This is a genomic window from Streptomyces sp. NPDC031049 (assembly GCF_055571015.1).
In genome coordinates this window covers 34,497-47,221 of record NZ_JBVIGC010000022.1, presented here as the reverse complement: position 1 = coordinate 47,221, position 12,725 = coordinate 34,497, and the positions used below count along the sequence as shown (strand labels likewise).

12 protein-coding genes and 1 pseudogene are annotated in these 12,725 nt (G+C 73.1%); 5 read left to right on the top strand and 8 right to left on the bottom strand.

Annotated features, from left to right (window positions below; translation table 11 throughout):
* Positions 1-37 precede the first annotated feature (37 nt).
* The 3 genes from ACZ45Q_RS29540 to ACZ45Q_RS29530 all read left to right on the top strand — a co-directional run bounded on the left by ACZ45Q_RS29540 (position 38) and on the right by ACZ45Q_RS29530 (position 2,768).
* Positions 38-1,285, top strand: a complete 1,248-nt coding sequence (locus ACZ45Q_RS29540) for a sensor histidine kinase (RefSeq protein WP_468266871.1) — start codon at positions 38-40, stop codon at positions 1,283-1,285.
* On the top strand, positions 1,282-1,971 hold the full coding sequence (locus ACZ45Q_RS29535; protein ID WP_468266869.1) for a response regulator: 690 nt from the start codon (positions 1,282-1,284) through the stop codon (positions 1,969-1,971). Before ACZ45Q_RS29540 ends, ACZ45Q_RS29535 begins: the two co-directional genes overlap by 4 nt.
* A 119-nt stretch (positions 1,972-2,090) precedes the next feature.
* Entirely contained in the window at positions 2,091-2,768 is a 678-nt protein-coding gene (locus tag ACZ45Q_RS29530) for a hypothetical protein (RefSeq protein ID WP_468266867.1), read from the top strand.
* Positions 2,769-2,837: 69 nt separating this feature from the next.
* Here ACZ45Q_RS29530 and ACZ45Q_RS29525 read toward each other — a convergent pair whose 3' ends face one another.
* On the bottom strand, positions 2,838-3,647 hold the full coding sequence (locus ACZ45Q_RS29525) for an ANTAR domain-containing protein (protein ID WP_468266865.1): 810 nt from the start codon (positions 3,645-3,647) through the stop codon (positions 2,838-2,840).
* A 132-nt stretch (positions 3,648-3,779) separates the two neighbouring features.
* Here ACZ45Q_RS29525 and ACZ45Q_RS29520 point away from each other — a divergent pair, with 132 nt between their 5' ends.
* Positions 3,780-4,133, top strand: a complete 354-nt coding sequence (locus ACZ45Q_RS29520) for a helix-turn-helix transcriptional regulator (protein ID WP_468266863.1) — start codon at positions 3,780-3,782, stop codon at positions 4,131-4,133.
* A gap of 66 nt (positions 4,134-4,199) precedes the next feature.
* On the opposite strand, the pseudogene ACZ45Q_RS29515 reads toward ACZ45Q_RS29520, so the two are convergent.
* A pseudogene (locus tag ACZ45Q_RS29515) lies at positions 4,200-5,197 on the bottom strand (HEAT repeat domain-containing protein).
* Positions 5,198-5,220: 23 nt separating this feature from the next.
* Complete coding sequence (locus tag ACZ45Q_RS29510) at positions 5,221-5,880, bottom strand: HEAT repeat domain-containing protein (protein ID WP_468266861.1); 660 nt, start codon at positions 5,878-5,880, stop codon at positions 5,221-5,223.
* A gap of 139 nt (positions 5,881-6,019) precedes the next feature.
* On the opposite strand from ACZ45Q_RS29510, the gene ACZ45Q_RS29505 reads away from it, so the two are divergent.
* The gene (locus ACZ45Q_RS29505; RefSeq protein WP_468266859.1) at positions 6,020-6,994 is read left to right on the top strand and encodes an epimerase; all 975 of its coding nucleotides are present in this window, start codon (positions 6,020-6,022) and stop codon (positions 6,992-6,994) included.
* Positions 6,995-7,063: 69 nt separating this feature from the next.
* Here the strand turns inward: ACZ45Q_RS29505 and ACZ45Q_RS29500 are convergent, their stop codons facing one another.
* The 5 genes from ACZ45Q_RS29500 to ACZ45Q_RS29480 form a co-directional block, all read right to left on the bottom strand.
* Complete coding sequence (locus ACZ45Q_RS29500; protein WP_468266857.1) at positions 7,064-8,398, bottom strand: enolase C-terminal domain-like protein; 1,335 nt, start codon at positions 8,396-8,398, stop codon at positions 7,064-7,066.
* A 112-nt stretch (positions 8,399-8,510) separates the two neighbouring features.
* Entirely contained in the window at positions 8,511-9,491 is a 981-nt protein-coding gene (locus tag ACZ45Q_RS29495; protein ID WP_468267005.1) for a hydroxyacid dehydrogenase, read from the bottom strand.
* Positions 9,492-9,529: 38 nt separating this feature from the next.
* Positions 9,530-10,447: a carbohydrate ABC transporter permease gene (locus ACZ45Q_RS29490; RefSeq protein ID WP_468266855.1), complete on the bottom strand. Its 918-nt coding sequence runs from the start codon at positions 10,445-10,447 to the stop codon at positions 9,530-9,532.
* A gap of 2 nt (positions 10,448-10,449) precedes the next feature.
* Positions 10,450-11,352, bottom strand: a complete 903-nt coding sequence (locus tag ACZ45Q_RS29485) for a carbohydrate ABC transporter permease (RefSeq protein WP_468266853.1) — start codon at positions 11,350-11,352, stop codon at positions 10,450-10,452.
* A gap of 63 nt (positions 11,353-11,415) precedes the next feature.
* Positions 11,416-12,720, bottom strand: a complete 1,305-nt coding sequence (locus ACZ45Q_RS29480) for an ABC transporter substrate-binding protein (protein WP_468266851.1) — start codon at positions 12,718-12,720, stop codon at positions 11,416-11,418.
* Positions 12,721-12,725 lie beyond the last annotated feature (5 nt).

Below are 12,725 nucleotides of genomic sequence, written 5' to 3'. Positions count from 1 at the left end.
CCCTGACCCGGTCTCGGTCACACCTAAGCTGGAGCCCATGACGTCACTGGACGAGCCGCCCCCGCGCGCCCTGCTCGCGGGGGCGTCCCGCCGGTGGGTGCGGCTGCTGCCGTGGTGCGTGGCGTTCGTGCTGTGCGTCGCCCTGCTGCCCACCACCCTCCACGTGCTCAGCACCGACTACGGCCTCGGCGGCGGCGTCGCGAGCGCCCTGGCCGTCGCGCAGACGGCACCGCTCCTGCTCGCCGTCGTCCGCCCGTTGCAGGCCTGGTACGTGATCTTCGCGGCGGACGTGGCCGGGGCGCTCGCCCTGCTCACCGTCGACCTCGAGGCGGGCCGCACCTGGCCGTTCCCGCCCATGGAGATCGTCGGGTACACCGGCCTCTGCCTCGCCCTCGGCCTGCGCGAGTCGCGCCGGACGCTGCTGCTGGTGTGGCTGGCGACGGCGGCGGCCGAGGTCGGCCTGGCGTTCGTCGCGCCGGACGGCACGGGCGGCACCAGCGCGCTGCTCACCATTCTCGGCGGCGTCGTCCTCCTCCTCGGCGGTGCGCTCCGCGAGCGGTACGAGGTCCAGCGCAGGCTGGCCGAACAGGAGACGATCAGCGAGGCCGAACGCGGACGGCGGACCCTGCTGGAGGAACGCGCCCGCATCGCACGCGAACTGCACGACGTGGTGGCGCACCACATGTCCGTCATCACGGTGCAGGCCGACACCGCGGTGTACCGCCTCGACGGGCTGCCGCCGGACGCGCAGGCCGAGTTCACGTCCATCGCGGCGACCGCCCGCGAGTCGCTCGGCGAGATGCGCCGCCTGCTCGGCGTGCTGCGCAACGAGGAGGCACCGCACGGCGAACTCGCCCCCCAGCCCGGCCTGACGCGGATCGGGCAGCTGGTCGACGCGACGGCCAGGGCGGGCGTGCCGGTGGAGTTCGCCCCCTGCGACGCCGAGGTGCCCGAGGCGGTGGGCCTGTCGGCGTACCGCATCGTCCAGGAGGCCCTCGCGAACGTCGTACGGCACGCGCCGGGCGCTCCGGCACAGGTCTCGGTCGCGAAGTCCGCCGCGCGGGAGGGCGAGCCGGCCGGCGAATGGCTCACCGTCCTCGTCGTCAACGGCGCGCCGCCCGAGCCGCCCGTCGCACCGCTCGAACCGGACGGCACCGGACACGGCCTGGTCGGCATGCGCGAGCGGGTGCGGCTCGCCGGCGGCACCCTCGACGCGGGACCGCTGCCGGACGGCGGCTACCGGGTTGCCGCCCGACTCCCCCTGACCGAAAGGGACTTCACGTGACGACGCGCGTCATCATCGTCGACGACCAGGCCATGGTGCGGGCGGGCTTCGCCGCGCTGCTGGCCGCCCAGAGCGACATCGACGTGGTGGGGGAGGCCCCCGACGGCGCGCAGGGCGTCGAGCTGAGCCGGCGCACCCGCCCCGACGTGGTGCTGATGGACGTCCGCATGCCCGAGATGGACGGGCTGGAGGCCGCACGCCGCCTCCTCGCGCCCCCGCCGGGCGTGACCCATCTGCCGCGGGTGCTGATGCTCACCACCTTCGACGTCGACGACTACGTCTACGAAGCGCTGCGGGCGGGCGCCAGCGGGTTCCTGCTGAAGGACGCGCCGCCGGCCGACCTCATCGCCGCGGTACGCGTCGTGGCCTCGGGCGACGCGCTGCTCGCACCCTCCGTGACGCGCCGCCTCATCGCGGACTTCGCCCGGCAGCGTCCCGTCCGCGGCAAGCCCGCGCTGCGGCTGAAGGCCCTGACCGAACGCGAGACGGAGGTCCTCACCCTGGTGGCCCGCGGCCGGTCCAACGCGGAGATCGCCGGGACCCTGGTGCTGGCCGAGCAGACGGTGAAGACGCATGTGAGCCGCGTCCTGACCAAGCTCGACCTGCGCGACCGCGCCCAGGCGGTCGTCTTCGCCTACGAATCGGGCCTGGTGGTCCCGGGCGAGCAGGACGGCTCCAGCCGCTAGGCTGCCGCCCGGAAACCGGGCACCATCCCAGGGCGGGGCCGACGCGGACGGGAACCCAACGGCCCGCCGTGCGGCCCGCCGGACATGCCGAGCGAACCGGCCGTGGTGGAGGAGGACTCGTGGTGCGGGAGTGCTGGTTCTGCGGGGAGGCGGCCCCGGCGTCGTGGCACGACCGCGTTCTCGGGCTGCACCGCGACGCCGAGACGTCCATGACCCCCTGGATCGTCGTCCTGCGCACCACATGGCGCGAGGAAGTCGTCCATGTGCCCCGCTGCGCCCGCTGCCACACCGGACACCGGATCGAGCGGACCGGTGCGGTGCTCGCCGTGGCCGCGCTGATCGCCTACGCCGCGAGCGGTCTCCTGGACCGGCTGCTCGGTATCCTGCCGGCCTCCGCCGGGGAGCGCACGGCCGCGGCCGTCTGGGCGGCCGTCGCCTGCCTGCCGGCCGTCGCCTGGCTCGCCATCGGATCCGGCCGGCTGCCCTGGAGCCGTCTGGCACCCCGCCGCTCGAGCCACGCCCGCCGGCACCCGGAGTTCCTGCGGCTCAGGGAGGAGGGATGGAAACCCCGGCCGGGCCCGTTCCCCTACTGGGTGAATCCGGCCGGCCCCCACGACCCGGAGCCGCCGGGCACGCTCCGGCGGCTCCTCGGGCGTGTCGTCGACCTGATCGGCACGGCCTGCGCCGTCGCCGTCCCCGTCGCCTACTTCCAGGGCTACGAGGAACTGGCCGGAGTCCTCATCGCGGCGACGGCAGGGCTGTTCTTCCTGTCCTCGAAGATCAAACCGGAGTACTGACCGCCGCCCTCGGCGCTCCGGGGTCCGGGTCCGGAGGGCGCCGCGCCGAGCCTGTCGGTGACGAGCCGGTCAGCGCAGGCCGGCGAGTACGTGCTCGGGTGCGCCGGCCGCCGTCGGGAGTGGTGAGCAAGCGGCCGGCGGTTCCGGTCGGCCGGCCTCCGGGGACGGCCGAGCCGTGTCCGTACGGGCGACGGCGGCCCGCAGTTGCCGCTGGACCGTCTGCGGCACGGTGGTGCCCTGAACCGTGCCCACCAGGATGTCCGCCAGCCGGTGCAGCTTGGTGTTGGTGTTCTGGGAGGTCGTCACGAGCACGCTCCAGGCCGCCTCGGGGCTGAGGTTGAACGACGCCATCAGGATGCCGCGGGCCAGGTCGATGGTCGGACGCGAGCGCATCGCCTGCCGCAGCTGGGCGACTTCGCTGCGCAGGTCGGGGCCGTCGTCGCCGGGCGGCCCCGGTTCGTGGTCGTCGCCGGAAGCCTCCGAAGCGGGGCGCGCGAACAGGTCCTGGGCGCCGGTCAGGTGCAGCAGACGCTCGACGGCGGAGCCGCAGGCGCGCAGGGCGACGGTCTTGCCCTGCCGCAGGGCCTGCCGGCGGAGATCGAGCAGGAGGTTCAGGCCGGAGCAGTCGCAGAACCCGACCGCGGCGAGGTCCAGGTCGAGTCCGCTGCCCGAACTCCGCAGCGCCTCGTGCAGCTCGTCCGCGATCCGCTGGACCCCGAGGTCGAGTTCGCCCCGCAGCGTCAAGAGCACTCGGTCGCCGTGCGGTGCGGCGTCGAAGCTCACCAGGCAGGGCGGCACGTCCGACGGCTCACCGCCACCCTCCGCGCATCCGGGGGCCACCCCACTGTGCGGCCGCGCAGAGTGCGTCGGCTGCGGCATGGCCGTGATCTCCTTCGCCCGACGGTCCGACTCCATCCCAGACTCGCCTCCCCGCACTACACACGTCAACCGATACATGAAATGTAGTACGTGTTTTTGGATGCATGAATGGCGGGTCGGTAGAGTTGGACCATGGATGGAGTGCCCGAGCCACACACCGGATGGACGTTCCTGACCAACCACGCCCGGGTGCTGGCAGCTATCGCCGACAATCACAGCGTTCGCATCCGGGAGATCGCCGCGCACTGCCGGCTCACCGAACGCGCCGTCCAGAAGATCATCGCGGACCTGGAGCGGGACGGCTACCTGTCGCACACCCGTGAGGGACGCACCAACACCTACCGGATCGACCCCGGCAAGGTGCTGCGCCATCCCGCCGAGGCCGGGCTGACCGTGGCCTCGTTGCTGTCCTGGCTCGTGCGCGACGAGGCGGACCGCGCCAAGGCGCCGGGCGACCGGCGCACCCAGGTCCGGGACGCCGTCTGACGAGTCCGGCCGGAGACCCGCGGGCCGCTCAGGCGAACGCGGTCGTCACGGCGTCCGGGGCGCCGGTCACCGTTCGTCCCGCAGTGTGAGGACGTACGTCGCGGTCAGGGCGACGGCCCGGTCCTCGTCGTCGGCCAGGTCCGTGAGCGCACGGGACGCCACCGGGCCGGGAACACCCGCCAGCGCCTGGGCGAGCCGTCCGCGCACGGTGGCGTCCGAGCCGTCGCGGGCCAAGCGGTCGACGAGACCGGCGGCGATCCGGTCGGCCCGGGGCGGATCGGCCGCCAGCGCGCTGAGCGCATCGGCCGCGTCGACGTCGTTGGCCGCCTCGGCGACCATGTCGATGAGCGTCGGGATCGCGTCCTCCACCCCGCGCGCCCCGAGCGCCAGGGCCGCCCATCTGCGCACGACGGCGTCGGGGCTCGAGAGGGCGTCCCGCAGCAGGGCGGTCGCCCGCGCGTGCGGCGACTCCGCGACGGCCCGCACGGCACGCTCGCGCACCGCCGCACGCGCCGACCCCAGCCCGTCCGCGAGCAGCGGCAGCGCGGCATCCCCCGACTGCGCCAGTGCCCACCGCAGCGCGCCCGCGACGTTCGGGTCCGTCTCCCTCAGCGCCGCCTCCACCAAGCCTCCACCGGCACCTCCTCCGCCGCGGTCAGCGCCGCACGCTGCCGCCTCCCGGCGCTGTCCGAACCGAGGGCCTGGAGGAGGGCGACGGTGTGCAGGACGTCCGCCCAGTCGGCGGGTTCCGCGGCACCGATCCGGCGCAGCCGCGTGAGCAGTTCCGTCTGCGCCGCGATGCGTTCACGCGTGCGGCGGATGAGGTCGCCGACGAGTTGCGACGGCGTGAAGGCGGGATCGTCCAGGGCGCGTCCGACGTCACGCAGCGACAGGCCCAGCGACCGCAGGCTCTCGATGTGGAAGATCCGCTGGACGTCGGCCTCGGAGTACTCCCGGTAGCCGGTCCCGGTGCGACCCGTCGGCCGCAGCAGGCCGAGCGTCTCGTAGTGCCGGAGCATGCGGGCGCTGACCCCGGACCGCCGTGCCACCTCACCGATCAACACCCCGTGTCACCCCTTCCGGCCGCTCAGCCTAGGGCCACGATGCGCTTCGCCTCCTCGACGGCGAACTCGAACCCGGCGTCCGGGTCGCGCAGCAGGTGTTCCGTCGCGAGCGCGTGCCGGCGCACGCCAGGCAGCGGATCCGTCGCCGCGGCCCGCAGGACCGGCCCGGTCGCCCGCTCGCCGAGCGCGATCAGCGCCCGGCTGAGACTGAGCTGCGTCTCCCGCCCGCCGCGGCCGAACTGCGTCGCCAGGACGCCGGCCAGCCGTGCCTTCTCGTCCTCGGGCACGAGGGCGGTCGCGGCCCGCCACGCGCTGCGTGCCACCTCGTCGTCGGCGTCGGTCAGCAACTCCCGGGTGATCGCCGGCCATGCCCGCCGGTCACCGATCTTGGACAGCGTGTGCAGGGCCTGGCTCCGCGCCTGTGCGCCGGGCACGCCGAGTTCGTCGACGAGTCTCGGGACCGTGACCGACGACGGGTGGCGGACGAGCGCCCACGTCAGCATCTCGCGCACCTGGAAGTCCGGCTCCACCGCGCACCGACCGACGAGTGCCTCGACGAACCGGGGATCCGGCGCCGTGCCGACCGCCAGCGCCGCCCGCAGCCGCACGGACGCGCTGCCGTGCGCGAGCCGCTGGACGGGCACCGTGTGCGCGCCCTCGTTCGATGTGTTCACGGGGACCATCGGGGACCACCTCCGAGGCCCCAGTGAAGAGGTTGCCACGGTGTCAAGGTCAAGCCGCCCGGGCGCGCCGGGGCCGTCCCCGCGTTTGAACATGTTCAATTTCCTGTAGGGTGTGCCCCGAACAGAGGGGGAGGGGCACATGAAGATCGTGATACCGGGCGGCACCGGGCAGGTGGGGGCCGTGCTGAACCGCGCGCTGACCGCGGCCGGGCACGAGGTCGTGGTGCTGACGCGGCGGCCGGCCGGGCCGGGGCAGATGCGGTGGGACGGCAGGAACCCGGGGCCGTGGACGCAGGCGATCGACGGCAGCGACGTCGTCGTCAACCTGGCCGGCCGCAGCGTCAGCTGCCGCTACACCGCGGAGAACCTCCGGGAGATGATGGACTCGCGGGTGCTCTCCACCCGGGCGGTGGGGGAGGCGATCGGCGCGGCGGCCCGCCCTCCGAAGGTCTGGCTCCAGATGAGCACCGCCACCGTCTACGCCCACCGCTTCGACGCGCCCCACGACGAGCGCACCGGCGTGATCGGCGGAGCGGAGCCCGACGTGCCGGGCTACTGGTCCCGCAGCGTGGACATCGCCACGGCCTGGGAGCGCGAGCAGGAGCAGGCCCTCACGCCGTACACCCGCAAGGTCGCCCTGCGCTCCGCCATGGTGATGAGTCCCGACCGGGGCGGTGTCTTCGACGTCCTGTCGTGGCTGGCCCGCCTCGGGCTCGGCGGCCCGGTCGCGGGCGGAGCGCAGTTCGTGTCATGGATCCACGACCACGACTTCGTCCGCGCGGTGGAGTTCCTGATCGACCGGGACGATCTCACCGGCCCGGTGAACCTCGCCGCCCCCGAGCCGCTCCCGCAGCGCGCGTTCATGCGCGCCCTGCGCTCGGCCTGGCGCGTACCGGTGGGGCTGCCCGCGACCCGCTGGATGGCCGAGGTGGGCGCCCTCGCGCTGCGATCGGACACGGAACTGCTGCTCAAGAGCCGACGAGTCGTCCCCGGCCGGCTGCTCGACGCGGGCTTCGCCTTCACCCACCCGACCTGGCCGGAGGCGGCCGGGGACCTCGCCCGGCGTCGCCGGGCACGGCCGCCCCGTCCCGGCCACCGGCGCACGACACCGTGACGCCGAGCCCGCTCGGCTGCGCGGCACCGCACGCTCAGCCACGCAGCGCCCGCCCGTCGAGTTTCCGCGCTACCGCACCAGGCAGGGCCGCTTCGCGTCGAACCGCCAGCCGGGGATCAGATACTGCATGCCGGCCGCGTCGTCCCGGGCCCCCAGGGCCTTGGCCAGGTACAGCTCGTGGGCGGCGAGGAGGCGGTCCCTGTCGAGGCGTACGCCGAGGCCGGGGGCGTCGGGGACGGCGATCTCACCGTCGGCGATGCGGGGCGGCGCGAGGGTGAGCCGCTCCAGACCCTCCTGCCATATCCAGTGGGTGTCCAGCGCGTTGTACGCGCCGGGCGCCGCGGCCCCGCAGTGCGTGACCATGGCCAGCGAGATGTCGAAGTGGTTGTTGGAGTGGCAGCCCCAGGTCAGTCCCGTCGCGTTGCACAGCTGCGCCACGCGCACCGAGCCCTGCATCGTCCAGAAGTGCGGGTCGGCCAGCGGGATGGAGACCGACTGAAGGGCGAGCGCGTGGGTCAGCTGCCGCCAGTCGGTGGCCACCATGTTGGTCGCCGTCGGCAGACCGGTCGCGCGGCGGAACTCGGCGAGGACCTCCCGCCCGGAGTAGCCGCCCTCGGCCCCGCAGGGGTCCTCGGCGTAGGCCAGCGTGCCGACCAGCGGCTCGCACAGCTCGACGGCCTCGCGCAGCGACCAGGCGCCGTTCGGATCGAGGGTGACCCGCGCCTCGGGGAAGCGGCCCTTCAGCGCGCGCACGGCCTCGACCTCCTCCGCCCCGTCCAGGACGCCGCCCTTCAGTTTGAAGTCGCGGAACCCGTACAGCTCGTGGGTGGCCTCGGCCTGACGGACGATCGCCTCGGGTGTGAGGGCCTCCTCGTGCCGGATCCGGTACCAGTCGGTGTCCGCGTCCGGTTCGCGGACGTACTCCAGGTCGGTGCGGTCGGGGTCGCCGACGTAGAAGAGGTAGCCCAGCACCCGTACCGAGTCGCGCTGCTGACCGTCCCCGAGGAGCGCCGCGACCGGCACGTCCAGGTGCTGGCCCAGCAGGTCCAGCAGGGCCGACTCGACGGCGGTGACCGCGTGGACGGTGGTGCGCAGATCGAAGGTCTGCGCACCGCGTCCGCCCGCGTCGCGGTCGGCGAAGCGGTCCGCGATCGCGCGCAGCACACGCTTGTGGTCCCCCACCGTCGCGCCGACCACCAGCGGCTCGGCGTCCCGCAGGGTCTGCGTGATCTTCTCCCCGCCGGGCACCTCGCCGAGGCCCGTGCGCCCCTCGGAGTCCGTCAGGACGACGACGTTGCGGGTGAAGTAGGGGCCATGGGCGCCGGAGAGGTTCAGCTCCATGCAGTCGCGGCCCGCCACGGGGTAGACGGCGAACGCGGTGACGGTCGGCTGGCTCGTACTCATACTGTCTTCGCTCTCCTGTACAGGGGGAGGGGATCGGATGGCCGGTCACAGGCCGTGGACGTCACGCGCCCACTCGGCCACTATGACGCCGTCCCCCCGCCCCTGTTCGGGGTCACGCCGAGCGCGTGAGCTGCTCCGGGTGGACCGGATCCGCGTACGGCACCCCGCTGACGTAGCGCTCCAGCTCGTCCAGCGCGGCATGGGCCATGCGGCCGAGCTCGTTGCCGAGGGAGCCCGCGATGTGCGGGGTGAGCAGCACGTTCGGCAGGTCGTACAGGGGGGAGTCGGGCGGGAGGATCTCGGGGTCGGTGACGTCCAGCACGGCGTTGAGCCGCCCGCAGACCAGTTCCTCCGTGAGCGCGGCGGTGTCGACGAGCGAGCCGCGGGCGGTGTTGATCAGCGTCGCGCCGTCCCGCAGAAGGGCCAGCCGGCGCCGGTCGAACAGGCGCCGTGTCTCCGGCAGTTCGGGGGCGTGGATCGTCACGGTGTCGCTGCGCGCCGCGAGCACGTCCAGCGGGACCGGACGCGCGCCCAGCTCCCGCACCCGGTCCTCGTCGACGTACGGGTCGTGGAGCAGGACGCGCATGTCGTACGGGCGCAGCAGTTCGACGACCCGGCGGCCGATGCGGGAGGCGCCGACGACGCCGACCGTGTGCCGGTGGTTGCCGCCGCCGCCGATGACGTCGAGGGCGTTCACCCAGGTCCGCTTCTCACGGTAGGCGTGCGCGGCGTGCAGGACCCGTTTGCCGGAGAAGAGAATCGCGGCGACCGTGTACTCGGCCACCGGCACGGCGTTGGCCCCGGCCGCCGAGGCGACGGTGAGGCCGCGCTCCCAGCAGGCGTCCGTGACATGGTGCTTGACCGAGCCCGCCGCGTGGACGACGGTGCGCAGCCGGGGCATCCGGGCCAGGACCTCGGCGGTCAGGCGCGGACAGCCCCAGCCGGTCAGCAGGGCCTCGGCCTCCGCGAGAGCGCCGGCGACCGCCGGGTCGGCGAAGTCGCGGACGACGAGCGAGGGATCGGTGTCGGCGAGTGCCGTGAGCCGGTCGAGTGCCGCCCGGTCGAAGAGGGCGGCGTGGACGGGCGGGTCCATCGCCAGGACGGTGCGGGGGCGGCGGAGGGGCGTGGGGGTCACTTGACGGCTCCCGCGGTCAGGCCGGAACGCCAGTGGCGTTGCAGCGTGAGGAAGGCGACGGCGAGCGGAACGACGGACAGCAGCGAGCCCGTCACGACGAGCGCGTACAGCTGGGGTTCCTGCGGCAGGACGGCGTTCCAGCTGAACAGGCCGAGCCCCACCGGGTAGAGGGACGAGTCGTTGAGCATCACCAGGGGCAGGAAGAAGTTGTTCCAGCTGGCGGTGAAGGTGAACAGGAAGATGGTCACGAAGGCCGGGGTCAGCATCGGCAGGGCCACCGACCGGAACGCGCGGAACTCCCCGGCGCCGTCCATGCGGGCGGCCTCCAGCGTCTCGTGCGGTACGTACGCCTCCGCGAACACCCTGGCCAGGTACACGCCGAAGGGGTTGACCAGGCCCGGGATCAGCACCGCCCAGTAGGTGTTGACGAGGCCGGCCTCGGAGGCGAGCAGGTACATCGGCAGGGAGACGACGGTGGGCGGCACCAGGATGCCGAGCAGGACCAGGCCGTACACCTTCTCCCGGCCGGGGAAGACGTACGTCGCGAAGGCGAATCCGGCCAGCAGGGAGATCAGGGTGGCGGCGAGGGAGCCGGCCACCGAGTACAGCAGGCTGTTGAGGAGCCAGCGGCCGAAGACGCCGTCCTGGTGGGCGAAGAGGCCGGCGATGTTGGTGAACAGGTTGAAGTCGCCGAGCCGGAAGCCGGGGCTGCCGAACAGATCGCCGTTGTCCTTGGTGGCGTTGACCAGGAGCCAGCTGAGCGGCATCAGGGTGTACACGGCGACGATCGCCAGCACGGTGTTGACCACGGCCCGGGACGACCAGGACGACCTGCTCACGGGCCGGGGCCGGGGTGCCGCGTCCGGGGAGGACGCGGGGGCGGGCGGCGTCGCGGGGAGCGTGTCGACGGCCATGCTCACGCCTCCTTCCAGCGGTTGCCGAACTTGGTGATGACGAAGGAGAGCACGGCGCCGAGGACGGCGAGCAGCAGCGAGGCCGCGGCGGCCAGACCGTAGTCGTGCTTGGCGAAGGCGGCCTGGTAGATGAACATCACCGGGCTCCACTCGGGGGAGATCGCGGACGACCTGCTGCGCAGCACCTCGGGCTCGTTGAACAGCTGGATCGCGCCGACGGCGGTGAACAGGGTGGTCAGGACGACCGAGGAGCGGATCATCGGCAGCTTCACCGACCAGGCGGTGCGCAGCTCGCCCGCTCCGTCGACCACGGCGGCCTCGAGCGTTTCGCGGGGCACGGCCTGGAGCGCCGCATAGAAGATCACCATGTTGTAGCCGATCCACTGCCAGGTGGCGGCGTTGGCCATGGAGAACACGACGGCGTCGGACCCGAGCAGGTCCCAGTCCGCGCCGAAGACGGACAGGAAGTCGAGCACGGGGCTGAGCCCGGGGGTGTAGAGGAAGCCCCACACGATCGCGGCGATCAGCCCCGGCACCGCGTGCGGGAGGAAGTAGGCCAGCTGGAAGAACCGCTTGGCGCGGGCCAGCGTGGAGTCCACCAGCAGGGCCAGGGCCAGGGCGCCGCCCACCATCACCGGGATGTAGACCAGGCAGTACAGGGCGATGTGCACGAAGCCGCGGCGGAACCCGGCGTCGCCGAGTGCCCGCAGGTAGTTGTCGATGCCGACGAACAGGGTCTCGGTGCCGCCGAAGCCGAGTCCGGAGGCCGCCTGCTCGCGGTACAGGCTCATCCAGACCGCGTAGCCGATCGGGGCGAGCAGGGTGGCGGTGAACAGCAGGAGGAACGGGGCGAGGAAGAGGGCGGGCGCGGCGTGCCGTCCTCGGCCGAGCCGGGTCGATGCCATGGGTGGAGCTCCTTGGGGGCCGGGCCCGGCTCCGCGGGGGAGCCGGGCTCACGGGGCGGCAGGTCACGGGGCGAGCTTGAGCCCGCGGTCGGTGATCGCCTTCTCGGCCGCTCGCTGTCCCGCCTGGAACGCCGGCCAGAACTCGCCGCTCTCCTGGGCCTTGCCGAGTTCGTTCTGAAGAGTCAGCGACGTCGAGTTGTGCACCGGGCTCCACACCCAGTCGGAGGTGATCAGCGGCACCTGGGAGCCGGCGACCTCGTAGATGTCCTGGCCGCCGAAGAAGGAGGCGTCGAAGGACTCCTTGGCGGTGGCGCGCAGGTCCTCGGCGGCGGGCAGGCCGCTGGAGGTGCCCGCGGCGAGCCGGGACTTGACGGCGGCCTCGTCGGTGGTCGCCCAGAGGGCGAACTCGGCGGCGGCCTTCGCCTTGTCCGTGTCCTTGGTCAGGGCGAACGCCGAGCCGCCGACGGCGCCGGTGGCGGGCGTGCCCCAGGTGGGCAGCGGGGCCTCGGCCCACGTGCCGGCCTGCCCGGGGTAGGTGGTCTTGATGCTGCCGGCGCTCCAGGACGCGCCGATCAGGGCGATGGCCCGGGAGTCGGTGACGGCCTTGGTGGCCTCCGGGCTCCACGCCTTGTGGTTGAGCACCAGGTCGTCCTGGACCAGGTTCTTCCAGTAGTCGGCGACCTTCTTGGTGGCGCCGTCGTCCATGGTCACCGTCCAGGCGTCCCCGGAGGAGCCGTACCACCGGGCTCCGGCCTGCTGGGCGAGTCCGGCCCAGGTGGCGACGTCGTCACCCCAGAAGTCCAGGATGCGGGCCTTGCCCTGGGAGGCGGTCTTCACCTTCTTCGCTGCGGCCTCGAACTCGTCCCAGGTCCTGGGGACGTCCACGCCGTACTCGGCGAACAGGTCCTTGCGGTAGTACAGGGTCTGCGGGCCGACGTCGTAGGGCGCGGCCCAGGTCCTGCCGCCGAGGGTGACCAGGGAGCGCACGGACTCGGGGGCGTAGTCCTCGACGGTGTCCGCCAGCTCCGCCGAGGAGTCGCGCAGCAGGCCCTGGGTGACCAGGTCGGGCAGGGCCTGGTACTCGACGTTGACGACGTCCGGCGCGTTGCCGGCCTTGACCGCCTTGGCGACCTTGTCGTAGCCGCCGTTGAGGCCCGCGGGTATCTCGGAGAAGTTGACCTTGATGTTCTCGTGGGTGCGGTTGAACTCGGCGGTCATCTCCTTGGTGCCCGGCATCCAGGACCAGTAGGTGATCTCGACGGGCTCGTCGGCGGTGCCCGCCTCGCTCTTCTCCTGGCCGCCGCAGGCGGTGGCGAGGAGGGCGAGGCAGACCGCGGCGGCGGCGAGAACAGGGGAGGACGGCTTCATTGCTG